Below are 24,207 nucleotides of genomic sequence, written 5' to 3'. Positions count from 1 at the left end.
TGTGCGCCGCTTGTGCGGATCGTGTGCACACGCATTGCGATGCTGCGATCGGCCAAGAGTGGCCGTATGCCGCGCGCGGGGAGGCGTCGCCGATGGTGCCTGTGTCCTATCCAAGACGGCCCGGATGGTCCCGGGCCATCGCGTTCGTACTGGTATTCGTCCTCATCGACTCATTAGCGGCCGTGCTGCCGGCCACCGCGGCAGCGGCGGCGGTGCGGCCGACGCCGGCACGGGACAGGTCCGTGCCGGCCGTACGCGCGGGCACCCGCCCGGCCGCACCGGATCCCGCCGAACAGAAGGCGGTCCGGCGTGCCCCGACCGCCACGGCGTGGCCTGGCGCCGGCACCGCGACGGTGGACGTGCCCCCCTCCGCGCCGAGCGGCCGGCGGGCCGACCGGGCGAAGGCGGGCGCGCTACCGGTGGCGGTCGGCGCGGCGGCTGCCGCGCCGGACGGACAGCCGAAGTCGGCGGCCACCGTCGACACGACGCCCGGGCGGGTTCGGGTGGACCTGTGGGGACGCCGCGGCGACGCGCTCCTGTTGCGGGTCGAGCGGGCGGACGGTGTGCCCCGGGCCGGTCGGGTGTCGCTGGAGGTCGACTACACGGCGTTCCGGGACACCTTCGGGGGCGACTGGGCGACCCGGTTGCGGCTGGTGTCGCTGCCCGAGTGCGCGACCAGTACGCCGGACCGGCCGGACTGCCGTGGCGTGCCGGTGGCCACGGCCAACAACGGCTCGGGCCGGTTGAGCGGGGACGTGCCGGTGCGGGTACCGGGCGCGGACGCCCCGTCCGCCGCGGGGTCGGGTCTGTTCGCGGTGCTGGCGGCACCGTCGGGCGGCGCCGGCGACTTCGGTGCCTCGTCGATGTCGCCCTCGGCCACCTGGCAGGCCGGTGGACCGTCCGGTGACTTCACCTGGACCTACTCCATGGCCGTCCCGCCCGCCCTCAACGGACCGGCCCCGGAGCTCGCCCTCACCTACAACTCCGGCAACGTCGACGGGCGGACGTCGGGGACGAACAACCAGCCGTCCTGGGTCGGCGAGGGGATGGACCTGTCCCCGGGCGGCTACGTGGAGCGTCGGTACACGCCGTGCGCCTCGGACATGAAGGCGGTCAACGGCCAGAAGCCGAACAACACCACGAAGACCGGCGACCTGTGCTGGGGTAACGACAATCTGTTCTTCTCGCTGAACGGCGCGGGCGGCGAGCTGGTGCTCGACGACGCCACCAGGACCTGGCACCCGCGCGTCGACGACGGCTCCAAGGTGGAGCGCCTGTACGACGTCAACCTGGGCAACGGCACCAAGACGGGGGAGTACTGGCGGTTCACCAACCGGCAGGGCGTGCAGTACTACTTCGGGCTCAACAAGCTGCCGGTGTGGGCGTCCGGAAACCCGCAGACCCGGTCGGTGTGGACCATGCCGATCTTCGGCAACCACCCCGGCGAACCGTGCCACCAGACGGCGTTCGACACCTCCTACTGCGCGCAGGGGTGGCGGTGGAACCTGGACTATGTCGTCGACCCGCACGGCAACACGATGAGCTTCTTCTACCAGCAGGAGAAGAACAACTACGCCCGCAACCTCACCGCCAGCAAGGTGTCCAGCTACGTGCGCGGCGGCTGGCTGGACCGCATCGAGTACGGGCAGCGGGCCGGGGCGGTCAACACCACTCCGTACGTGGGCCGGGTGCTGTTCACGGTGGCGGACCGCTGCATACCGGGCACGACCTGCGACACGGCGCACCCCGCCAACTGGCCCGACGTGCCCTGGGACCAGTCCTGCTCCTCCACCACGAGCTGCAAGGACAGGTACGCCCCGACCTTCTGGACCCAGAAGCGGCTGGCCTCGGTGACAACCCAGGTGTGGGGCGGCAGCGCCCCGCGTGACGTCGACCGCTGGGACTTCACCCCGCTGTTCCCCGACCCGGGAGACGGCACGAAGGCCCGGCTGTGGCTGAACGCGGTGCGGCAGACCGGCCTGGTGAACGGCTCGGCCGCGATGCCGCCGGTGACCTTCGAGGGCCAGCAGTTGCCCAACCGGGTGGACGGCACCGACCACATCCCGGCGATGAACTGGTGGCGGATGAAGGCGATCCGCAGCGAGAGCGGCGACGAGATCCGGGTGAACTACTCGCCGCAGGAGTGCAACTACGGCACCAGGCTGCCGGCGCCGGACACCAACGGCCTGCGCTGCTACCCGCTGCGGTGGACGCCGGACGGGCTCAGCGAGCGGACCGACTGGTTCAACAAGTACGTGGTGACGCAGGTGACCGAGTCCGACCGCACCAACGGCTTCGAGCCCGAGGTGTCCGAGGTGGAGTACGTCGGGCCGGCGGCGTGGCGGCACGACGAGGAGGACGGACTGGTTCCCGAGGACCGCAAGACGTGGAGCCAGTGGCGTGGCTACGGCCGGGTACGGATCCGCAAGGGCCGCGTCGACCAGTCGCGATCGATGACCGAGATGCTGTACTTCCGGGGCATGGACGGTGACCGGACCGCCGTCGCGGGCGTGACCAAGGACGTGGCGGTGGTGGACTCCACCAACGCCTCATGGCCGGACACCGACCAGTTCGCCGGCATGCCGCGCGAGACGATCATCTACGCCGGCACCGGCGGCGGGATCCTGTCCCGCACGATCACCGACCCGTGGATCTCGACGGCGACGGCCACCCGGGCCCGGTCCTGGGGCACCACCCGCGCCTACCAGGTCCAGCAGAAGAAGATGAGCCAGGGTGAGACGGAGAGCGGGCAGTGGCGGCAGACCGCCACGGTGCACAGCTACGCCGCCGACGGGACCCTGACGCAGGAGTACGACCAGGGCGATCTGGCCGACCCGAAGGACGACACCTGCACGACCTACAGCTACGCGCGCAACGCGTCGGCGTGGATCCTCGACGCGCCCGCCGAGAAGCGGGTCACCGTGGGTGACTGCGGGCGGCAGCCCGCCGGAGCCCAGGACGTGCTCGACGACCAGCGGTTCTACTACGACGGCAGTGACATCCTGGGTGGAGCGCCCACCCGTGGCGACGTCACCCGCCGGGAGGAGTTCACCGGCTGGTCGGACGGTGCGCCGACGTTCCGGACGGCGATGCGCGGCAGCTACGACGTGCACGGCCGGCCCACCGAGATCCGCGACGTCCACGACCGGGTGCAGAGGTTCGGCTACACCCCGGCCACGAACGGCCCGACCACGAGGGCCACGGTGAGCAACCAACTGGGCCAGCAGGCGATCAGCGACATCGAACCCGCGTGGGGGGCCACGACCGGGACCACCACGGCCAGCGGCGCCCGTACCGCCACCGAACACGACCCGCTGGGCCGGGTGGTGAAGACCTGGGAGGCCGGCCGGGACAAGAGCCAGAGCCCCACCCGCCAGTACCAGTACCTGGTGCGCAACGACGGGCCCAACGTGCTGACCACCGCCACCCTGGAGGCCAACGGCGGCTACCGCACCGAGTACCAGTTGCTGGACGGCAAGATGCGGGTCCGGCAGACCCAGGACCCGTCCCCGGCCGGGGGGCGGGTGGTCACCGACATCGTGTACGACTCGCAGGGGCGGAAGGTCAAGGAGAACGGTCCCTACCACAACGACGCGCCACCGGGCACCGACCTGCTGCTCCCGCAGGAGGATCTGCTGCCCGCGCAGACGTTGACCACCTACGACGACGCCGGCCGGGTCACCAACGAGATCGTCAAGTCGCTCGGCGTGGAGAAGTGGCGGACCAGTTACGTCCATCATCTCGACCGGCAGGACGTCATCCCGCCGGCGGGTGACACGCCGACCACCCGCGTCCTGGACGGTCAGGGCCGGCTGACCGAGCTTCGGCAGTACCGGGGCGGCACCGCGTCCGGGCCGTACGACTCGACCAGCTACGCCTACACGCCGCGCGGCGAGCTGGCCTCGGTCACCGATCCGGCCGGCAACGCCTGGCGCTTCGCCTACGACGCCCGGGGGCGCAAGTCGCGCGTGGACGACCCCGACCAGGGCACCACCCGCTACACCTACGGAGACAGCGACGAACTGCTCACCACGACGGATGCCCGCGGCGTCACCCTCGCCTACGAGTACGACGCCCTGGGCCGCAAGACCGCGATGCGTCAGGATTCGCCGACGGGACCGATGCTCGCCGAATGGACGTACGACCGGCTGCCGGACGGCACGGCGGTGCCGGGCCTGCCGGCCACCGCTACCCGTTACGTCGACGGTCAGCCGTACACGAGGGCGTTCACCAAGTACGACGCCGCCGGCCGCCCCACGGAACAGGCGACCACCATCCCCGCCGCGGAGGGGAAGCTGGCCGGCACGTACACCTCCACCGAGTCGTACGCGATCGACGGCGAGGTGAACAGCACCACGTCGCCGGCCGTGGGCGGACTGCCGCAGGAGACGCTGACCTACGGCGTCGACTCCCTGGGCCTGGCGACGACGCTGACCGGCGTCACGAGCTACGTGACGGCCACCGGCTACACCGAGTACGGCGAGCAGAACCAGCTCACCCTGTCGGCCGGCGGCAGGAAGGTGTACCGGGACTTCAGCTACGAGGTCGGCAGCCGGCGGCTCAGCGGGGCCGCGACCCGGCGGGAGACGGGTGCCGCGCTGGTCTCCGACGTCAGCTACCGGTACGACGACGCGGGCAACATCCGCCGCATCAGCGACGCGCCCGACCCGGCCACCGGATCCACCACCGACACGCAGTGCTTCGACTACGACTACCTGCGCCGGCTCACCCAGGCGTGGACGCCCGGCAACGGCGACTGCGGCGTCGCGCCCACGGCCACCGGGCTCGGCGGCCCGGCGTCCTACTGGCACACCTGGGCCTTCGACGTGACCGGCAACCGCACCAGGGAGACCCGGGTCACGGCCGGCGGGTCCACCACCACCAGCAGCTATTCGTACAACGCACCGGGGACCGCCCAGCCGCACGCGGTGCGCGGCGTCACCACCACCACGAGCGGCGGCGGCACCACCACCAACAGCTACGACTACGACGCGTCGGGCGACCTGGTCAACCGCACCCGGGCGGGGGTGGGGCAGACCTTCGAGTGGGACGCCGAGGGCAACGTCAGCGCGGTCACGGAGAAGGGCGCGACCACGAGCTACCGCTACGACGCCGACGGCAACCGGTTGATCAGCCGCCATCCCGACGGTTCCGCGACGCTTCACCTCGGGGACACCGAGGTGACCGTCGACTCCGGCGGTGGCCGGGTCGGCACCCGCTACTACAGCCACAACGGGCAGACGATCGCCATGCGGAACGGCCGCGACGGCCGGCTCACCTGGCTGGTCTCCGACCAGCACGGCACCGCGGAGCTCGCCGTCGAGGAGGGCACCCAGGAGGTGCGCCGCCAGCGGCACGACCCGTACGGCAACACGCGTGGCCCACAGGTCGCGCCGGTCGCCGGCAACCGCGGCTTCGTCGGCGGTGACAACGACACGACGACCGGGCTGACCCACCTGGGCGCCCGGGACTACGACCCGACGACCGGTCGGTTCATCTCGGTGGACCCGGACATCGACTACGAGGATCCGCAGCAGATGAACGGGTTCGCCTACGCGAACAACAGCCCGGTCACCTTCACCGATCCCGATGGCACGTACTACGTCACCCGTACCGTCACCACCTGGAAGACGGTCTACCACACGATCATCCGCAAGGTGGTGGAGGCGATCCGGGTGCTCGTCACGGTGTGGGTCTTCCTCATCTTCCTCTGGCTCACGGCACCGTGGCACCCGTACACCTACTACGTCACCAAGTACATCGTCCGGTACATCAAGGAGGTGGTGAAACGCGTCGTCAAGATCAACAGATTGATCCGGGTGTGGGTGAAGAACCCGTCCCGTAAGACCGCCAAGCGCCTGAGAAGTCTCGCCGGCGCGCTGGACCGGCTCAGCCAGATCGGCACCCGCCTGGCCCAGATGGCCGCGTCCGCGATGATGATGGCCAAGATGGTCGCCGAACAGCAGCAACCGCGGCCGGAACCGGCGAAGAAGAAGCCGTGGTGGCAGAAGGTCAGGGAGAAAGTCCACTCGGTGACCAACAGCAAGTGGTTCCAGTGGGCCACCGTGGCGGCAGGGGTGGTGGGCCTCTTCGCCTGTACCGTCTGCGCCTTGATCGGATACGCCGGATTCGCGATGGCGGCCGTGGGCACGGCCAGCTCCTGCGATCAGAAACTCGATCAGGTGTGCGCCATGGGGGTGGCCTCGTTGGGCATGGGTGCCGCCGGCGGCACGCTGGGACGATACGGTTCGAAGGTCGTCTCTTCCGGCCGGGTCATCGCCCGGGCCAACCGGTTCATCTCCCATCCGGTACGCAACCTGGGTGGTCGGGCGACGATCGCCGGAGGTAGGTTCCTGCAGGGTTACGGCAAGATGCTGGAGATTCACGGCGTCGGGTGGGGTGTCCTGGGCTCCGTGTAGTGCGCCGTCCACCGACGTTCGCCAGGAACTCCGGCGAACGTCGGTGGACCGGCCGGTCAGGCGGGTCGGTGTCGGGGTGTCACGAGCCCGCTCTCGTAGGCGAGCACGACGGCCTGCGCCCGGCTGGCCAGGTGGAGCTTCGCCATGATCCGGTTCAGGTGGGTCTTCACGGTGGCCTCGGAGATGACGAGGTGTTCGGCGAGCTCCAGGTTCGACATGCCCTGCCCGACCAGGCGCAGCACCTCCCGTTCCCGGGTGGTCAGGGCGTGCAGGTCCGCCGGCGTGACGGGTGCCGCCCCGGCCCCGGAGCGCGGCCGGGTCGCGTACGACTCGACAAGACGTTTGAGGACGCTGGGCGCGAACAGCGCTATCCCGGCCGCGACCGTGCCCACGGCCTGGAGCAACTGCTCCGGTGGGGTGTCCTTCAGCAGGAAGCCGGACGCCCCGGCCCGTAACGCGCCGTAGACGTATTCATCGAGGTCGAAGGTCGTCAGGATGATGACCTTCGGCGCCGGGTCGCCCGTCGCGACGATCCGCTCCGTAGCGGCGATCCCGTCGATGCCGGGCATGCGAACGTCCATCAGGACGACGTCGGGTCGCGCGATGGCGGCCAACTCCACGGCCTGCTCGCCGCTGTCGGCCTCGCCCACCACGTCGATCCCCGGTGTCGCCCGCAGCATGGCCGCGAGCCCGCTGCGGATGAGGACATGGTCGTCCACCACGAGCACGCGCGTCATCTCACCATTGTGGATGTTCCGCGCAACCGGCGGCCGTCCCGCCCGGCCTGCCGGCCCGCCACCACCCGGGAACGGGTGCGTGGGGTCAGAGAACAGGCCGCGGCTGCTCCGGTGGCGACGCCGGTAGGGTGAGCGTCACGGTGAAGCCGTCGTCGCCGCCCTCCACCATGACCGTGCCGCCGTACTGTCGGGCGCGTTCGGCCATTCCGGTCAGGCCGCGCCCGCCACCGGTTCTCGGCTGCGGCAGTCCTCGGACCGGGTGCGCCGGCCCACCGTCGGCCACCGTGGCGGTGAACCGGTCGGGCTGGTAGTCGAGCGTGACCGTGGCCGCGCTGCCGGCGTGCTTCAGCACGTTGGTCAGGGCTTCCTGAAGGAACCGGTAGGCGCACAGATCCGGCCCGGGTGGCAGGGCCCGGGGGAGACCGGTCACCACGGTGCGGACCGGTACGCCGGTGGCCCGGATCCGGCACAGCAGGTCATCGACCCGCGCCAGCCCCGGCGCGGGTGGCGCGTCCAGCTCGGCGGGATCGGGTAGGCCCGGCCGCAGAACCCCGAGCATGGCGCGCATCTCGGTGAGCGCCTCGCCGACGGTGTCCCGCGCGGTGCGCAGCGCCGAGCGTGCGGTCGGCGGATCGGTTTCCAGGACGTACCAGGCCAGTCCCGCCTGGATCGAGACCACCGACAGGTGGTGGGCGACCACGTCGTGCAGGTCCCGGGCGATGCGGAGCCGTTCGTCGCTGACCGCCCGGCGGGCCAGCTCCTGCCGGTCTCGGCGTAGCTCCTCGGTCAGCGTCGTGAGCTGCTCGCCCCGCTCGTGCAGGCGGCGGGCGGCGCTACCCAGGTAGGACACGACCGCCGGCCACAGCAGGGCCTGGGTGGCCGCGGCGACGAGCGAGCCCTGCCGGTCCAGTACGCCACCGTAGAGCCAGACCAGCGCCGGCACCGACGCCGCAGCGACGGTCGGACCGATCGGCCGGGCCGCCGCGACCGTGTAGAGCGCCAACAGCGACCCCGCGCTGTTCACCACCGGGTGATAGCCCAGCGTGATGTGTGCCGTCCAGATCGCGCAGAAGAGCAGCAGCACGGTCGTCGGAGCCCGCCGCCGGGCCACCAGGGTCAGGGTCGCCAGGCCGGTCAGCACCCACCCGAGGGCGTCGAAGTCCCGGTACAGGCCGGTGGCGTCGCCGACGCCGATACCGAGGCTCACGACGCCGACCGCCGCCGCGAGCGCGCCGTCCAGCAGCCACGGATGCCGGTTGTCCAGCCCGCGCAGGCGCCCGAGGCCGTCCGGCCCCGCCGGACGGGGCCGCCACCGGCGACGGGGGGCCGAGCTCGGCCGCGCCGGTCCGCCGCTCGGCGGCCCACCCGGCGGTCCGCCCTGGCCGTGCCGCATCAGCGCACCGTAGCCCCTACGGTCGTCGCGGTCATCATCCCGGCGGTGAACGTGCCTACCACGCCGGTTGTACGTCCGCCGCGTGGCGCGCCCCGGCACTGCCCGGAGGGCCGGGCTCACGGGGGCGGCCGGAACGGCAGCCGCGCCACCGCGCCACCCGGACGGCGCTCGGGTGGCGCGGCAGTCCGAGGTCAGGCGCCCTGGCAGAAGTCCCGCCACGCGGAGACTCCGGCGGGATCCCGCAACCGGTAGTCCCCGGTCGGCCAGGAGAGATCGAACCAGAGGTTCCACCGCGAGCCCCGCTGGCCGAGGTACTGGTTGATCGCCCGTACCCAGACCGCGCGTGCGGTGCCGTCGTCGCCGGTCGCGATGTGACTGCCCAACTCGGCCACGGCGATCGGCAGGCCCACCGTGGTGTTCACCGCGACGGCCGGGTCGACCAGAGTGGCCGGGGCCAGATACCGCCCCTTGGCCGCGTCGTAGTTGTAGATGTCCCAGGCCAGAACGTCGAGCACGCCGTCACCGGGGTAGTAGTCGCGCCAGTCGCGGCCGGAGGCCGGGACCACCGTCCACTGCATCAGCACCTGGGTGGCGAACAGCCGCGGGTTGCCCGCCTCGTCGGCGAGCGCGCTCAATCGCCGCCACGCGGCCCGGTAATCGGCCGCGGTGAACTCGCCGTCGCGGATGTTGTCCTCCGGCTCGTGGTAGTACACCCAGTAGATGTCCCGGTCTCGCGGGGCGCCGGCGAACCACTGGCGCATCTGGTCGTCGTAGCGGCCGGCCAGATAGTCGCGCGCGTTGCCCTTGAACGAGACCACCAGCGCGCGGCTGCCGACGTCCAGCGGGCCGGGCCAGGCCGGCGGCGGACCACCGTGGAAGAACCGGACGGCACCGAGCGGGCCGAACAGAGCCTCCTCCCGGGCCAGGCCCTCGGGCCAGCTCTCGCCGTTCTCCCGCGCGTACGACGTACCGCAGAGGGTGGTCGTGACGTAGGAGATGACGATGGTCGGCACGTCGGTGCCGCGCTCGCGGGAGTTCACGACGGCGGCTGACTCGGCGCTCGGGTTGGTCACGGCGAACGATCGGGCGCCGGCGGCCTGGCCGACCGCGTCGGTCACGTCGAACGACACCGAGGTGGTGCCCTGCCCGGTCAGGTCGACGGTCGTCATCGCCGGACCCATGGCCGGACGGTTGGCGTAGGTGATCGACTCCGACCAACTGGTGCTGGCCACCGGGTGCAGCCGCAGCGCGGCCGGCTGTTCGGTGAGCTTCTGGAAGGCCAGCTCCAACCGGGCGTTCACCACCCGTCGACCAGCGGGTGTGGCGGGCAGCGGGAACCGCAGGTAGATCTCGGAATGCCAGGGAGTGGACCAGTTGGATGCGGCCAGCTTCGTCGCGGAGCCGTAGCCGATGGTCGGCATCTCTTGGACGACGTAGGTGTCCGCGGCGACCGGGATGCGGATCTCGGTGGTGCCGGCGGGGGCGCCCGCGCCGGCCGGCGTCGACGTCCCGGAGGCGGCGACCGCACCGGGTACGGCCACGGAGAGCAGGGTCGCGGCGCTGAGCACGGCGGCTCGGCACCACCGTCGGCTCGGTGTGCTTGAGGTGAACATGAGTGTCTCCCGCGGTGTGGAAGCCGTCGGATCCGGCGCCCGCAGTCTGGCGGTGGGAGCGCACAGAAAGCGCACACCCGGGCACTCGCTGCTACCGGTGCGGTAGCCGCAATCTCAATCGGCGGTTTGACGCACCCCGCCGCCGACGGACCTAGGTTCACGCTTGTCGGCGAATGGGGGGAGCGCGAGGGTGGCGGGGACGGGTTCTGCTTTCGAGCGGTCGGGAGGCGGATCGGGCCTGACCTTCGAGGTGCTCGGGCGGCCGCGCGTGTGCCGGGACGGCGCGGCGCTCGAGCTGGGCACTCCCAAGCAACGGGTGGTCCTGGCGGCACTACTGCTCAACCCGCACCGGCCGCTCAGCACCGCGCAACTGGTGGAGTCGATCTGGTGGCACCCGCCGTCGGCGGCGGTGCCGAACGTACGGCTGTACCTCGCCGGCCTGCGTCGTGCCCTGCACCTGCCGGGCGAATCGGAATCCCGGCTGCGTACCGAGCGTGCCGGCGGCTACCGGTTGCGGATCGAACCGGGCGAGTTGGACGTGCACCGGCTGGCCACCCTGACCGACGCGGGTGACCAGGCGTTACGCGACGGTCGGCTGCCGGTCGCGGCCGAGCAGCTCGGTCGGGCGTTGCGGCTGTGGCGGGGACGCACCCTCGACGGCATGACCTACGGCCCGGCGATCGAGGCGAACGTGCGGGCGCTCGACGAGGCCCGGCTCCGGGTGGCCGAGAAGTGGGCCAGGATTCAGCTCGACCTGGGCCGACCCGAGGAGACGGTGCCCGAACTGCGGGCTCTGGTGGCCGAGAACCCCGTCCGCGAGCGCCTGTGGATGCGGCTGATCACCGCCCTGCACCAGGCCGGTGAGCCCGGTGCCGCCCTGGCCGCGTACGCCGAACTGCGGAAGGTGCTCGCCACCGAGCTGGGCGTGGAGCCGGCACCGGACCTTCGGGTCCTGCACCAGCGGATCCTGCGGTCGGAAGCACAGGGGCACACCGGATACGACGAGCGGCCGCTCCGGGCCACGCCGGCCGGCGGTGCCCGGGGCCGCGCGCCCGCCGTGTCCCGGCCGCGACAGCTTCCCGGGGCGCGCGGCGAACTGCACGGCCGGGACCGCGAACTGGCGCAACTGCGCCGGCTGCTCGCTGAGGTCGTCGACCGTGGGCCCGTCGTCGTCACCATCGACGGGGTGGCCGGGGTGGGCAAGTCGGCGCTGGCGGTGGCCGCTGCGGCGGCGGCCCCGGGCTTTCCCGACGGGCAGCTGTACGTGGACCTCCAGGGGGCGACGCCCGGCCTGGAACCGTTGCGTCCCGTCGACGTGCTCGGCCGGTTCCTGCGGGCGCTCGGTGTGCCGGCGGCCCGGGTACCCGACGAGGAGGCGGAGGCGGCGGCCCTGTTCCGCTCGACAGTGGCCCGGCGGCGGGTGGTGGTGGTTCTCGACAACGCGGTGTCGCCGGCCCAGGTGCGTTCCCTCCTACCGGGCGGGCGTGGCTGCGCAGCGGTGGTGACCAGCCGGCGAGGGCTGCCGGAGATGGCGGTGGCGGACCGGATCCGGCTGGCGACTCTCCCGCCGGACGCGTCGGTGGCCGTACTGCGGCAGTTCGCTGGACCCGACCGGGTGGCGGCCGACGCCGACGCGGCTCGTCGGCTGGCGGAGCTGTGCGGTCACCTCCCACTCGCACTCCAGGTGGCGGGCGCACGGCTGGCCGCCCGGCCGGACTGGCCGGTCGCGCATCTGGCTGACCGGCTGGCGGCCGCCCGGCGGCGTCTCGACGAGCTCGCCGTGGGCGACATCGCGGTGCGGTCCAGCATCGAGCTGACCTACAAGAGTCTCGATCCGACCGGGCTTCGCGCCTTCCGGCGGCTGGGACTGCTGCCCGCTCGGGACTTCTCCGCGTGGGCGTTGGCCGCATTGCTCGGGGTGCCGCTCACCGAGGGTGAGCGGGTGCTGGAGGCGCTGGTCACGGCGCGGCTTGTGGAGCCGGTGGCGGCACCGGGACCGGGCGGGCTTCCCGGCACGTACCGGATGCACGACCTGATCCGGTTGTTCGCCGCCGACCAGGTCGCCGTGACGGATCAGCCGCGGGTCCGTGCCGCGGCGGTGCGCCGGCTGGTCGGCACCGCGGTGGCACTCACCGAGCAGGCCGACACCCGGCTCGGCGCGGATTTCCTCGGCTCGCCGCAGCGTCGGGTGGCCCGGTGGAGCCTGCCCCAGGCTGACCTGCGACGGCTGACCGACGAGCCCGCGCCCTGGTTCGAGCGGGAGCACCGGTTCCTCGCCGCGGTCGTGGACAGCGCGCTGGCCGCCGGCGCCACCGCGCTGGCCGGCGAACTGGCGGCTGCCATGACGGCACTGCTCCAGGTCGGGGGCCACTTCGAGCTCTGGCGTCAGGTGCAGCAGCGAGCGCTGAGCGCCGCCAACCGGGCCGACGACCGGCGGACCGCGGCCCGGCTGCACCGGGGGCTCGGCGAGCTGGACACGATCCAGGACCGGTACGCCGAGGCGGTCGCGCACTTCCGGGCGGCCCGTCTGGTCTGCGGTGGGGCCGCCGCCGCGCCCGAGACCGCCCACGACGCCGCGGTCGCGGCCGGTCTCGGCTACCTGCACCGGTTGCGGGGGCAGTACGCCAGCGCCCGGCGGGAGTTCGTCCGGGCCCGCGAGCTGGCCGAGGCGGCCGGGAACGAACACGGATCGGTGTACGCCACGAGCGGCATCGGCGTGGTGAACCTCGAACAGGGACGGCTGGCCGAGGCCACCGACTGCTTCAACGAGTGTCTCCGCGTCAGCCGCAGGATCGAGTACCTGCCCGGCGTGGCGCAGGCGCTGCGCAGCCTCGGGCAGGTGCAGCGCGCCGGACACCGTTACCACGCGGCCGCCGTCTACTTCGGGCACGCGCTGGCGATCAGCGAGCGACTGGGTGACCGGGCATCCGCGGCACATGCCGCCTGCTGGCTGGGCGAGGCGCGGTTCCGCCAGGGCCGGCACCACGAGTCGCGCTGGATCCTCGCCCGGTGCCTGCACCGGCACCGTCAGTTCGCGAACCGCTGGGGTGAGGCCGCGACCCTCCGGACGCTGGCGGAGGCGCAGCTCGCGGTCGGCCGGCCGCGGGCCGCCGCCGGCCGCGCCACGGCCGCGGTCCGGATCTGGCGAGACATCGGCTCGCCGTACTGGCTGGCGCACGGGCTCGAGACCCTGGGCGACGCGCTTGACGCGCTCGGCCGTCGCGACGTGGCGGATCGGCAGCGGGCGGAGGCGGCGCGGCTGCGGGAGGGGCTGCGCGACGGATGACCGCGCCGGTATCCGTGCGGCCTCGCCGTCACCCCATCCGCGCATACGGAACATATGCGGAGGTTCGCCATCCTGGACGCGCCGGTCGCCCGGACCCGGGTGCCGGCGGTACCCGCCGAACAGCACCGAAGGGAACCCCCCATGCTCCTACGTCGAATCGCCGGGCTGGTCGTCGCCGGCGGCCTTGCCGCTGTGGCGATCCTGACCCCGGCCGCCCCCGCCTCGGCGGCAGTGACATCCGGCGCGGTTTTCAACAATCCCACCGTCGTCGGTCAGCAGTACGCCATCGTCGACCATCTCCAGCGGCTCATCGAGGGCGCCGCCGCCGGGTCCACGATCCGGGTCGCCATGTACCACTTCTCGCTGGCCCGCACCGCGGACCAGTTGGCCGCGGCGTACGACCGCGGAGTGCGCGTGCAGATCGTGCTCGACGGACAGTCCCGCGCCTATCCCGCGGTGACTGGCCTGGTCGGCAAGCTCGGAACGAACCGGGCCAACGGATCCTGGGTGACGATCTGCACCACCGGTGGGGCCTGCATCGGCAACCTCGGCACGCCGATCATGCACAACAAGTTCTTCCTGTTCTCCGACACCCTCGGCGCGGCGAACGTGCTGGTGCAGAGCTCGGCGAACCTGACCGTCGACAACGCCGAGCGCTACTGGAACAACGCGGTGACCCTGGTGGGCAACACCGCCGTCTACAACGCCTACCTCACCTACCACCGTGACCTGGCCGACCAGCGGAAGACCAGCAACTACTACCGGACCGAGTCCAGCGGCACCGTCAAGTCCTACTTCTTCCCCCGCGCCGGTACCACCCAGGACACCGACACGATCTACAACATGCTCAATGAGAACGTGACCTGCACGGGCAACAGCTCGACGGGTACCGAGACCGGCCGCACGATCATTCGGATCGGCATGTGGTACTTCAGCCGCAACCCGATCGCGCGCAAGCTGCGCGAGCTGGCCGACCAGAAATGCTGGGTAGAGGTCGTGTACACCGACTCCGACGCCGACGTGCCCACCATCCTCTCCGGCCACGACCGGATCAGGCTGTACCGGATCAACGGCACCTACATCGTGCATTCCAAGTACCTGCTGATCGAGGGGACCTACGCCGGCCTGAAGGACACCAAGTGGGTGATGACCGGTAGCCACAACTACTCCAACGCGGCGCTGCGCGAGAACGACGAGGCGCTGGTGCGGGTCCAGTCGACGACCATCCACGATCAGTACCGGTCGAATTTCTGGGCGCTGCGGGCCGCGGCCGTGCCGGTCAGCTAGCCGCCCCATGGTCTGCACGATCAGCCCGCCGGCCTGCCCTTGACGGGCAGGCCGGCGGCGGTGCGCCGGCTCAACAGGTCTGCGCGCAGTTGCGCAGGCCGTAGCGGATCTTCAGTTGGGTGCCGCCGTTGCCGTCCCAGTCGTCGACGTAGCAGACGGTCAGGTAGCCGGCCTGGTCGACACCGACGGCGGGCGCCTCCTGGCGGTTGGCGGTGAACACGCTGAGCCGATAGTCAGGGAACAGGTTCTCCGTCGTACCGGTGGGTCCGACGCCGCGGGCCCAGACCTCGGTGCCGCTGCTGGCGCTGCTGAGCCCGGCCGACTGGCCGCTCTCCTGCCAGGTGACGACCGCGTTGCCGGAGCCGTCAACGGCGAGGTCGGGGTGTGCCTGGCGGCCGACGCGGTCCGACTGGTAGGCCGTCTGGGTGGTGAGGCCGTACCCGCCGGAGGCGGTGTGCGCCCACCGGTAGATCGGCCCACTGACGGTACGGGCGGCGAACGCAGCGGTTGCGCCGGTGAAGCCACGAAGGTAGATCAGCGACTGCGGGTTGCCGTCGTAACCGGTACGGCCCGGGTAGCTGTCGGTCCAGGCGGCATACCAGGTGCCGGACTCGCCGACGGCGACCGCCGGATCGAGCTGTTGGCCGTCGGAGAGCGCGCCGGTGTGGACGGCGACGAGCGTGCCGAACGCCGCGGGGAACTCCCCGGTCCGGGCGCGGATGCTGTAGCCGCCGTTGCCGTCGGCGTCGTCCTCCCAGGCGACCGCGGTGTCCCCGGCGGCGTTGATCGCGAGGTCCGGCTTGCGGTAGGTGCCCCCGGCCGTGGCCTGGACCGGCACGTCGAACCCGTCGCTGAGCGGCGACAGCCGGGTGTCGGTGGCGCTGAACGACGCGTACCGGATCGAACTGGCGCCCGCGGTGGTCCGGTCCTGCCAGGCGACGCCGAACCGGCCGTCGGGCAGCACGGCGATCGACGGGCTGCTCTGGTCCCCGTCGGCCCGGGCGTTGACGGCGACGACCGGCGACACCGTGCCGTCCGGGTGGACGCGGCGGGAGCGGATCTCGTAACCGCCGTTGCCGTTGCCGTCGTCCGCCCAGACGACGACCGCGTCGCCGTTGGCCGCGAGGCCGACGTCCGGGGTGCGGTAGTTCCAGTTGGTGGCGCCGCCGGTGCGCACGACGACCTCGGACTGGCGTACCCCGTCGACGAAGCGGCAGAGCCGGATCTCGTTGCCGGTGCCCGCCACCGAGCCGGAGCTGAAGGCGACGACGCTGACGTGGCGACCGGCGGCGTCCCGGTGGGCGGCGACGGCGGGCTGGTGCTGGTCGCCGGTAGCGAGCTGGTTGGCGGTGGCGTAGGTGGCCTCCGGGTAGCGCGACGGGGCGATCGTCACGGCGGCTCGGCGGATGGCGGCGAAGTCGGCGACGTAGCCGTCGTAGACGGTGGCGTCGTCGATGCGCATCAGCGTCTCGTCGTTCTTCCTCAGTGCGCCGTTGGTGAGGTTGTGCGAGCCGGTGTAGACGTACCGGTGCGGTGTGTTGTCCTTGCGGGAGACGCCCTGCACGAGCAGATACTTGGAGTGGATGCTGCCCTCGGGGCACTCGGTGTTGACGGTGGTGCCGACATCGAAGAACGACTGGCGGCAACCGCCCGGATCCATCGCGTAGACGCCGATACCGCGCGCGGTGACGTCGTCCACGGCGTCCTCGTGTTCGCCGGTGGCCACCTCGACGGTGCAGCCGGCGGCGACCTTGTCGCCGAGCGCGTCGATGACCTCCGCGCGGGTCTGCTGGAAGCCCCACATGGCGAGGCGGATCACGTCGTCCGTGGCGTTGGCGGAGCACTGCACGTCGTCGATGGCGGCGGCGAAGATGTCGTGGCGGGCGCTCTGCGGGTTGAACGAAGTGGCGATCTCGTTGTCCTCGGCGGTGCTGGGGGAGTTCCGGGGAGAGAACCAGAGCCGGAACGGCCCGGCGTCGGAGTGGCCGGTCTCGTAGCTCTTGCCGGTGCCGGTCACCGCGAGCTTCCGGTCCACGTAGCGGCGGTAGGCAGTGGCGAGCGCGGCGTTTCCGGAGACGACCACGAGGTTCTGGAACATCTGCTGCTGCGGGAGGGTCGGGTTGTTGGACGCCACGACGGTGACGTCGGTGCGTTCGTCGGCGAGGGCGCTGAACACCCAGAACTTGTTGTGGTTGACGCCCACGCCGCCGCCCGCGCAGGAGGCGAAGCAACGCTTGACCCACGAGCCGGCGGCGCCGGCCACCCATGCCGGCAGGCCGGCGACCAGCTGGTCGACCTCGGCGGACTGGCGGCACGCGGCCGGGTCGCCACCGGTGCACATCTCGATGAGCAGGCGTACCTTCACTCCTCGATCGTGCGCGGCCAGCAGGTGGCCGGTGATGGCCCGGTCGCTGAAGGTGTACACCGATCCGTACAGCGTGGACCCCGGCTCACTGGCCTGGATCAGCGTGTCGATCTCGTCGCGCAGGCCGGTGGTCTGGTAGCGGGCCAACCGCCCGGCCCGGTCGGAATCAGGAGCGGCGTAGTCGACGTCGGGCACCGGGTCCAGGTTCGGACGCAGGAACAGGACCTTCACCGAGTCGCTGGTGACGGTCACGGTGGCCGCCGCGGCCGGCGTCGCCACGAGGATCACCAGTGCGAACGCCAGGATGAGCCGGCGCATGGCGTGCTCCCTTCGGCGGGATGAGGGGAGGCGGAACCGCGCCCTGCGGCCGCCGGTGCTGCGGGCGAGTGTGCGGCAGGCGCCTCCCCGCCCGCCAGCGACGACCACCCGCGATAGCCGCCACGGCACCCGGCGGGCGGCGGTCGATCGAGGTCTTTCCGCTGGTCACGCCGCTGCGTTCGGCGACCGGCGGTACGACGGGATGCGGCTCGGCGTGTGCGTAACATGTGCGGTGTGGTGCCGGCCTCAACGATGATCCCGAGGTGGTGGCGTTCCATCGGCTGGTGTTCATGACGCCGAGCCTGGCGGGACGGCTCCTGCGGTACATGCTCGAGGACGAGGAGGCACTGGCCGCCGCCCTCGACCCGGGTGTCCGGGGCCGACTGCAAGCCGCCCAGGTGATCGCGGTGCACCGCGTACTGGCCCGGACCAACTGGCAGAAGATCGCCGACGGGCGGACCGCACGCGACGTGCACCCCGAGGCGGTCGCCGACGCCGACCAGGCGTTCGCCCCACTGCGCCACGCGGCGGGCAACCCCTAGCTGTCGGGTCCTCCGGCCCCGCGCCGGGCGACCTCCGGCCCTGCCGTCCCTGGGCGGGCGGCGTGACGATCGGCGGGAAGGACGACGGACGGAGGCCGTGATGAACAGGCACGCAGCGCGGGTCGTCGGCGGCGCGGCACTGATCGCCGCGGTCGCGGCGGCCGCCTACCCGGTGCCGGTGCGACGCTGGATCCGCTTCTGGGGCGCCACCAACTTGGAGATCGTCGGTGAGATGCCCGGTGACGAGCTGATCGAAGGGCCGGACCTGGAAACCACCCGCGCGGTGACCGTCGCCGCACCGCCCGCCGCGGTCTGGCCGTGGCTGGTGCAGATGGGCAGCGGCCGCGGCGGTGCGTACACCTACGACTGGATCGAGAACCTGCTCGGCCTCGACATGCACAGCGCCGACACGATCCTGCCGCAGTTCCAGGACCTGAAGGTCGGCGACGGTCTGCCGGTCGGCGCGGACGGCCCGGTGCTGCGCTGCGCCCTCCTGGAGCCGGAACGCGCCCTGGCGTTCCTTTCCGACGACCACCGCTGGCTGTGGAGCTTCCGGCTGACGCCGGAACGCGACGGCGGCACCCGGCTCGTCAGCCGCAACCGCATCGTCACGGCGAAGCCGTCGCTGCTGCGGACCGCGTTCGACCGCACGGTGATGGAGCCCGGCAGTTGGGTCATGGAGCGCAGGATGCTGCTCGGCATCAAGTCGCGCGCCGAGAAGTTGGTCGCGCAGCAACCCACCCCCGACGAGCCGGCCGGCGTGCCCGCCTGACCGCCGCCGGACGGTTTCGGGGTGCCGGGACCGAAGACGGGCCGACCTGCCCGTTGTGCCGGAGCCGGGCCATAGGTCCCTGGCCCGAGTGCCCGCGGACTCTGCCTCGCAAGCGCACCAGCCGCGAGGCTGGATGGTGGAGGCCCGCCGCCGGCCGGGACACGGCTTAGCGGTCGGCCCGTGCACAGGACGCACGACGCCTCGGCCGGTGACGGACCTCTCCACCACGAGGAGGGACCACCATGACCTACCGCATCGCGATCAACGGGTTCGGCCGGATCGGCCGCAACTACCTGCGCTGCCTGCTCGACAAGGGCATGTTCGGCGCCGGTTACGAGGTGGTGGCGATCAACGACCTGTGGGACACCGGCATGCTGGCCCACCTGCTGGTGCACGACTCCACGTTCGGCCGGCTCGCGCACGAGGTCGGCGTCGGCGACGCCGCGCTGACCGTGGCCGGCGCGACCATCCCGACCTTCCGGCAGCGCAGCCCGGAGGACCTCCCGTGGGGTGACCTCGGCGTCGACCTGGTCATCGAGTCGACCGGCAAGCTGCGCGCCCGCGACGACGCCGCGCTGCACCTCAAGGCGGGGGCGAAGCGGGTGCTGATCTCCGCTCCGGGCAAGGGCGCCGACGCGACGCTGGTGCCCGGCGTCAACGCCGATCAGTACGACCCGGTCGCGCACCGGATCCTCTCCGCCGCCTCGTGCACCACCAACTGCGTGGCGCCGATGGTGAAGGTGCTGCACGAGACGTTCGGGCTGGAGCGCGGCTACCTGACCACCGTGCACGCGTACACCAACGACCAACTGGTGCTCGACGCGCCGCACAAGGACCCGCGCCGGGCCCGCGCCGCGGCCGTGAACATCATCCCGACCAGCACCGGAGCCGCGAAGGCCGTCGGCCTGGTGCTGCCCGAGCTGGCCGGGCGGCTCGACGGCGTCGCGCTGCGCGTTCCCGTCGAGGACGGCTCGATCAGTGACCTCACCTGCGAGCTGACCCGCGCCGCCACGCGGGACGAGATCAACGCCGCGATGGCCGGCGCCGCGGCCGGGCCGATGCGGGGGATCCTGCGCTACACCGAGGCGCCCCTGGTGTCCCGCGACATCGTCGGCGATCCGTCCTCGTGCGTGTTCGACGCGAGCCTGACGCAGGCCGCCGGCACGTTCGTCAAGGTCTTCGGCTGGTACGACAACGAGTGGGGTTACCTCAACCGGCTCGTCGATCTCACCGAGCGGTTCGCCCGGGCGGAGTGAGCTGAGGACGGACGTATCGCCGCAGCGGGCGCCGGGACCGTCGTCCCGGCGCCCGCTGCGACCGGCCGACCCGCGTCGCCGCCTTCGCACGCGGTCCAGCGCACCGGCCATCCGCGCCGACCGCGCCACTCGGGCATGGGCTTCGTCTCGAAGCCGTGCCGGTCACTTGCCGGGCCGGCGCCGCCCCCAGCCAAGGTAGGCCACCGGCCCGACCGGCTGCACGAACAGCACGGGCCACCAGACCGCCTTGGGGCCGCGCACCTGTTGCTCCGTACGCCGGGCCAGGTCGATCGCGGCCACGACCGTCAGCACCACCTCGACCGGTGCGAGCACCGCCGTCGCCCTGCGCTGCCAGCGGGGCAGCTCACTCCATGTCTTGCCCATCGTTCGCTCCTGTTCGTGAGAAGTGCCGGCCGGCCGGAGAGCACCCGCGCATGCCGTGGTGAGCCGGTCGGGCACCTGCGGCAACCGGCCGCGCGCGTGCACCTGAATGAAGAACGCCGGGTCGGCCTCCTGGTGGCGCCCACGAGCAGCAGCACACCAGGGGTGGCCGAACGTGGCGGTCAGCTCGGCACGGCCAACTCCGCCAGGACGGGCGGCGCCGGCACGGGTACGGGAATGACCACGACCGGGCAGCCCGCCTTGCGTACGCATTCCTCGCTCACCGATCCGAGCACGGTGTGCCGGAACCGGCTGTGACCGTGGCTGCCGAGAACGAGCAGGTCCGCGCCGCGAGCGGCATGTGTCAGCACGTCGGCGGCCCTGCCCTCCACGACCTCGGCCGCGACCGGTGACACCGAGCCTCGACGGGCCGCGAGTGCCTGGATCTCGCGGTCGAGGACGGCGCGGGCGTGCTGCCTCTCGTCGGCGGGGTTGGCAGCGGTCACCGGGCCGGACTCGGCCCCGTCCCACCGCCAGGCGATCACCGCCTGCACCGTGCCACCGCGACTCGCCGCTTCGCGGGTCGCCCAGTCGAGGGCGCGCCGCCCGCCATCGGAGCCGTCCACGCCGACGACGATCAGATAGTTGTCGGTCATCTCCCTCACTCCCTCCATGTCCGTGCCCTCATCGCACACCCGTCGTCAGCGGTGCGGGTAGCCGCGGAGGGCCCTCCCCGGCAGGCCCTTCGACCTGTCGATGGGGTCGGGCCGTCACCGCTCGCCGCACCGGGGCGCGCGCCGGCCGGGCCGACCTGCGCCGTCGGCGCGGCGGTCGAGGTCGCCCTGGCCGGCGCGCGCCGGGCGCCGACGCCGGGTGTGACCCGCGCCGGCGGTCAGGCCGGCACCGCGACCATCGCCTCCTCGTACGGCAGGGCCAGGCCGGTGTCCGGCGCGAAGAGGTACCCGGACTCGACGTCGACCCCCACCCGCAAGCGGCCGCCGACCTGGACCGGGACGTCGCCGTCCAGCCGGGCGGTCCAGTGGTCGACCGTCGGATCGGTGTCGTCCGCCGGGCGCCACACCCGGCCGGGCGGCTCGAAGAGCACGAGGGTGGCGTTGCCGAGGAACTCGACGGCGGTCACGGTGACGTCCAGTGCCGGCGCACCGTCCGGAGCCGGCCAGGTGAACGCGTCCGGCCGCAGGCCGAGCAGAAGCGGGCCCCCGGCGAGCGCGGCGAGGCCCGCTTCCCCCAGGCCCGGCACGGGCCAGAGCTGCCCGCCCACCGCCATGGTCGGCGGGGCACCCGCGTGCACCGGCACCACGGCGAGGTTCATGCTCGGCGAGCCGATGAACCCGGCGACGAACGCGTTGACCGGCCGGTGGTAGAGGTCGTGTGGCGTGCCGACCTGCTGCACCCGGCCGCCTTCGAGCACCGCGATGCGGTCGCCGAGCGTCATCGCCTCGACCTGGTCGTGGGTGACGTAGATGGTGGTGGTGCGGTGCTCGGCGTGCAGGCGCCGAAGCTCGGCGCGCATCGTGACGCGCAGCAGCGCGTCCAGGTTGGACAGCGGCTCGTCCATGAGCAGGACGCGGGGATTGCGGACGATGGCGCGACCGGCGGCCACCCGCTGCCGCTGCCCGCCGGAGAGCGCCTTGGGCTTGCGGTCGAGCAGCTCGTCGATGCTCAGCAGCTGCGCCACGTCGCGGACCCGCTGCTCGCGGACGGGGGCGGGGACGTGCCGAAGGCGCATACCGAACGCGAGGTTGTCCCGCACCGACAGGTGGGGGTACAGGGCGTAGTTCTGGAACACCATCGCGACGTCGCGTTGCTTCGGGGAGAGGTCGTCGACGACCTCGTCGTCGAACGAGACCGTCCCGGAGGTGGCCTCCTCGAGGCCCGCGATGACGCGCAGCAGGGTGGACTTGCCGCAGCCGGACGGTCCCACCAGCACGAGGAACTCGCCCTCGGGCACGGTCAGGTCCACGCCCTCGAGCACCCGGGTCCCGCCCGGGAACACCTTCGTCACGTTGTCAAGGCGTACCCGCGCCATGGCAATCCTCCCCTTCCGCTCTCGGTTCCTGGTCTTCCCGTGGACGCCCGCCGGCGGCGGGATCGCCCGGCGGCCGGGGTGTCTCCGCCGCCAGGACGTCGTGCACCTCGCGGCGTGGGGTGGGTCGGACCGGCTCGCCGTACCCGAGCCGCAGGATCGCCTGGGCGTAGCAACCGGCCTCCTGGTCGGTGACCAGCCGCCGCAGGTCGGGGATCTCCAGGGCCTGGTTCACCGGCGAGGCGGCGAGCCCGCGCGCCGTGGCGGTGAGCAGGACCCGCTGCAACGCCTGCCCGGCGCGCACCCAGTGGTACGGCGTGTCGCCGCAGGTCAGCAGCACGACGAGGGTTGGCCGCTCGAAGGCGGCCGTGCCGCGGCAACGGCCGAACTGGCGTAGCGGCAGGCGCTGGGCGATGTCCCGCGGCCCGTATGCGTACGCCGGCACGCCGTCCCGCCGCAACCCGCGGCCACCGGTCCACGTTGCCAGCTCGTCGCGGTACGCCGCCTGCTTCAGCAGCCGCTCGTCGGCCGTCCCGGTCAGGGCGAGGATGGCGTCGCGGACGACCGGTTCGGCCAGGGTGAGCCGGGCGCCCTCCGCGGCGGCGGCGCCGATCAGGTCGTCGAGGACCGGCCGCGGGATGGCGGTGGGACGGAACGGGAGCCGGTTGGTGTGTCGCCGGTCGATCTCCGCCGCCAGGACGGCGGCCGTGGCGGTCGGTACGGTCGTGGGGCAGGCCCGGATGCGGGCCACCAGGTCGGGGCGCGTCGGGTCGGGCAGCAGCCGTTGCACCGGAACCCTGCCGTGGGTGAGCAGGGCGAGGCGGAGGTTGAACACCGCGGCGCCGACACTCATGAACATCTGCCGGCCGGTGGGGTCGAGGACGGCCAACTGCCGGTCACGGTCCACCGAAACCTCGATGTCCCGCCGGTCCACCCGGAACCGCCACGGCTGGGTGTTGTGGATCGACGGCGCCCGCGTGGCGGCGCGGATACAGTCGGCGACGGCCTCGGCGGAGAGCGGCGACGTCGGTACCGCACGGGCTCTCATGGTCAGGCCTCCAGGCGGGAGGTGACCGCGGTTGTCCAGGGACGTTCCCGGCCGGTGCCGGCGAGGAGACGAAGGCTCATCCCATCAGCCATGCCCTCATTGCACGGCACCGGCGGACCGGCGGGTAGATGCGGAAGGCCCGGCAGGGCGGGCCGTCCGACCCGCCCCGCCGGCCGTCAGCCGTGACCTGGCGACGCTGCCGGTCGTCGCCGAAATCGACGGGTGCGTGGTCGGTGCCGCCGCCTGACTGCTCGTCGCGGAACGGGTGTCGGGCAGCAAATGGCCAAGTGCGCTGTACATCACCTCGCCCTGCACCCTCATCGTTTTATACGATGCTGATAGTAAAAACTCCAGGAGGCGCCATGACCTACGTGATCGCCGAGCCGTGCATCGACGTGCTTGACCGGGCCTGCGTGGAGGAATGCCCGGTTGACTGCATCTACGAAGGCGACCGGGCGCTATACATCCACCCGGACGAATGCGTCGACTGCGGCGCCTGCGAACCGGTCTGCCCCGTCGAGGCGATCTTCTACGAAGACGACCTTCCCGAGCGGTGGTCGGTGTTCACCGACGACAACGCCCGGTTCTTCGCTGAGCCGCTGCCGGGAGCCGACGCCCCGCTCGGATCTCCGGGCGGGGCCGCCAAACTGGGCCGGCTGGCAGTGGACACTCCACTGGTCGCCGGACATCCCCGCCCGACAACCCTGACCGGCGAGGGCACGTAGCCACCGCCGCGACCCGGT

Annotated in this window: 15 protein-coding genes; 7 read left to right on the top strand and 8 right to left on the bottom strand. The window is 72.2% G+C overall.

The features are described from left to right. The first annotated feature begins 242 nt into the window (after nt 1-242). The gene (locus tag ACIBPB_RS07125) at nt 243-6,419 is read left to right on the top strand and encodes an RHS repeat-associated core domain-containing protein (protein WP_396838662.1); all 6,177 of its coding nucleotides are present in this window, start codon (nt 243-245) and stop codon (nt 6,417-6,419) included. A 56-nt stretch (nt 6,420-6,475) separates the two neighbouring features. Here the strand turns inward: ACIBPB_RS07125 and ACIBPB_RS07120 are convergent, their stop codons facing one another. The 3 genes from ACIBPB_RS07120 to ACIBPB_RS07110 all read right to left on the bottom strand — a co-directional run bounded on the left by ACIBPB_RS07120 (nt 6,476) and on the right by ACIBPB_RS07110 (nt 10,117). Beyond that, nucleotides 6,476-7,156, bottom strand: coding sequence for a response regulator transcription factor (locus tag ACIBPB_RS07120; protein WP_357312379.1), 681 nt, complete (start codon nt 7,154-7,156; stop codon nt 6,476-6,478). Between the two features lie 85 nt (nt 7,157-7,241). Then, nucleotides 7,242-8,549: a sensor histidine kinase gene (locus ACIBPB_RS07115; protein WP_396838661.1), complete on the bottom strand. Its 1,308-nt coding sequence runs from the start codon at nt 8,547-8,549 to the stop codon at nt 7,242-7,244. A gap of 191 nt (nt 8,550-8,740) precedes the next feature. Continuing rightward, a complete protein-coding gene (locus tag ACIBPB_RS07110) occupies nt 8,741-10,117 on the bottom strand; it encodes a DNRLRE domain-containing protein (RefSeq protein ID WP_396838659.1) in 1,377 nt (458 codons plus the stop codon). Between the two features lie 235 nt (nt 10,118-10,352). Here ACIBPB_RS07110 and ACIBPB_RS07105 point away from each other — a divergent pair, with 235 nt between their 5' ends. Together ACIBPB_RS07105 and ACIBPB_RS07100 are read left to right on the top strand one after the other, a co-directional pair. Next, nucleotides 10,353-13,448 carry a BTAD domain-containing putative transcriptional regulator gene (locus ACIBPB_RS07105; protein ID WP_396838658.1) on the top strand — a complete coding sequence of 1,032 codons (3,096 nt, stop codon included), beginning with the start codon at nt 10,353-10,355 and terminating at the stop codon, nt 13,446-13,448. Nucleotides 13,449-13,589: 141 nt separating this feature from the next. After that, on the top strand, nt 13,590-14,735 hold the full coding sequence (locus tag ACIBPB_RS07100; RefSeq protein WP_357312399.1) for a phospholipase D-like domain-containing protein: 1,146 nt from the start codon (nt 13,590-13,592) through the stop codon (nt 14,733-14,735). A 70-nt stretch (nt 14,736-14,805) separates the two neighbouring features. Here ACIBPB_RS07100 and ACIBPB_RS07095 read toward each other — a convergent pair whose 3' ends face one another. Continuing rightward, nucleotides 14,806-17,418 (bottom strand): phosphatidylserine/phosphatidylglycerophosphate/cardiolipin synthase family protein, encoded by a 2,613-nt coding sequence (locus tag ACIBPB_RS07095; protein ID WP_396838657.1) that lies wholly within the window; start codon nt 17,416-17,418, stop codon nt 14,806-14,808. 263 nt (nt 17,419-17,681) lie between these two features. Here ACIBPB_RS07095 and ACIBPB_RS07090 point away from each other — a divergent pair, with 263 nt between their 5' ends. From ACIBPB_RS07090 to gap, 3 genes are all read left to right on the top strand, one after another. After that, nucleotides 17,682-17,960: a hypothetical protein gene (locus tag ACIBPB_RS07090; RefSeq protein ID WP_396838656.1), complete on the top strand. Its 279-nt coding sequence runs from the start codon at nt 17,682-17,684 to the stop codon at nt 17,958-17,960. A gap of 100 nt (nt 17,961-18,060) precedes the next feature. Next, a complete protein-coding gene (locus ACIBPB_RS07085; protein ID WP_396838655.1) occupies nt 18,061-18,732 on the top strand; it encodes an SRPBCC family protein in 672 nt (223 codons plus the stop codon). A gap of 242 nt (nt 18,733-18,974) precedes the next feature. Further along, entirely contained in the window at nt 18,975-19,988 is a 1,014-nt protein-coding gene (gene gap / locus ACIBPB_RS07080) for a type I glyceraldehyde-3-phosphate dehydrogenase (protein WP_396838653.1), read from the top strand. Nucleotides 19,989-20,150: 162 nt separating this feature from the next. Here gap and ACIBPB_RS07075 read toward each other — a convergent pair whose 3' ends face one another. From ACIBPB_RS07075 to ACIBPB_RS07060, 4 genes are all read right to left on the bottom strand, one after another. Next, a complete protein-coding gene (locus tag ACIBPB_RS07075; protein ID WP_396838652.1) occupies nt 20,151-20,372 on the bottom strand; it encodes a PLD nuclease N-terminal domain-containing protein in 222 nt (73 codons plus the stop codon). Nucleotides 20,373-20,551: 179 nt separating this feature from the next. Beyond that, nucleotides 20,552-21,025 carry a universal stress protein gene (locus tag ACIBPB_RS07070; RefSeq protein WP_396838651.1) on the bottom strand — a complete coding sequence of 158 codons (474 nt, stop codon included), beginning with the start codon at nt 21,023-21,025 and terminating at the stop codon, nt 20,552-20,554. Nucleotides 21,026-21,261: 236 nt separating this feature from the next. Next, nucleotides 21,262-22,419: an ABC transporter ATP-binding protein gene (locus tag ACIBPB_RS07065; protein WP_396838650.1), complete on the bottom strand. Its 1,158-nt coding sequence runs from the start codon at nt 22,417-22,419 to the stop codon at nt 21,262-21,264. Next, nucleotides 22,400-23,464 (bottom strand): Acg family FMN-binding oxidoreductase, encoded by a 1,065-nt coding sequence (locus tag ACIBPB_RS07060; RefSeq protein WP_396838649.1) that lies wholly within the window; start codon nt 23,462-23,464, stop codon nt 22,400-22,402. The genes ACIBPB_RS07065 and ACIBPB_RS07060 overlap by 20 nt, the downstream gene beginning before the upstream one ends. 362 nt (nt 23,465-23,826) lie before the next feature. On the opposite strand from ACIBPB_RS07060, the gene fdxA reads away from it, so the two are divergent. Further along, a complete protein-coding gene (gene fdxA, locus ACIBPB_RS07055) occupies nt 23,827-24,189 on the top strand; it encodes a ferredoxin (RefSeq protein WP_357312440.1) in 363 nt (120 codons plus the stop codon). The last annotated feature ends 18 nt before the right edge of the window (nt 24,190-24,207 follow it).

Origin of the sequence: Micromonospora sp. NPDC049836 (assembly GCF_044465125.1) — a bacterium.
GTDB lineage: Bacteria > Actinomycetota > Actinomycetes > Mycobacteriales > Micromonosporaceae > Micromonospora.
This window is presented reverse-complemented; position numbering and strand designations above follow the sequence as displayed.

Excerpts from the sequence above, each read along its gene's own strand:
- ACIBPB_RS07075 (WP_396838652.1), bottom strand. The coding sequence starts at position 20,372 with ATGGGCAAGACATGGAGTGAGCTGCCCCGCTGGCAGCGCAGGGCGACG.
- ACIBPB_RS07115 (WP_396838661.1), bottom strand. The coding sequence starts at position 8,549 with ATGCGGCACGGCCAGGGCGGACCGCCGGGTGGGCCGCCGAGCGGCGGA.
- ACIBPB_RS07070 (WP_396838651.1), bottom strand. The coding sequence starts at position 21,025 with ATGACCGACAACTATCTGATCGTCGTCGGCGTGGACGGCTCCGATGGC.
- ACIBPB_RS07060 (WP_396838649.1), bottom strand. The coding sequence starts at position 23,464 with ATGAGAGCCCGTGCGGTACCGACGTCGCCGCTCTCCGCCGAGGCCGTC.
- ACIBPB_RS07085 (WP_396838655.1), top strand. The coding sequence starts at position 18,061 with ATGAACAGGCACGCAGCGCGGGTCGTCGGCGGCGCGGCACTGATCGCC.
- fdxA (WP_357312440.1), top strand. The coding sequence starts at position 23,827 with ATGACCTACGTGATCGCCGAGCCGTGCATCGACGTGCTTGACCGGGCC.
- ACIBPB_RS07100 (WP_357312399.1), top strand. The coding sequence starts at position 13,590 with ATGCTCCTACGTCGAATCGCCGGGCTGGTCGTCGCCGGCGGCCTTGCC.
- ACIBPB_RS07095 (WP_396838657.1), bottom strand. The coding sequence starts at position 17,418 with ATGCGCCGGCTCATCCTGGCGTTCGCACTGGTGATCCTCGTGGCGACG.
- ACIBPB_RS07065 (WP_396838650.1), bottom strand. The coding sequence starts at position 22,419 with ATGGCGCGGGTACGCCTTGACAACGTGACGAAGGTGTTCCCGGGCGGG.
- ACIBPB_RS07120 (WP_357312379.1), bottom strand. The coding sequence starts at position 7,156 with ATGACGCGCGTGCTCGTGGTGGACGACCATGTCCTCATCCGCAGCGGG.
- gap (WP_396838653.1), top strand. The coding sequence starts at position 18,975 with ATGACCTACCGCATCGCGATCAACGGGTTCGGCCGGATCGGCCGCAAC.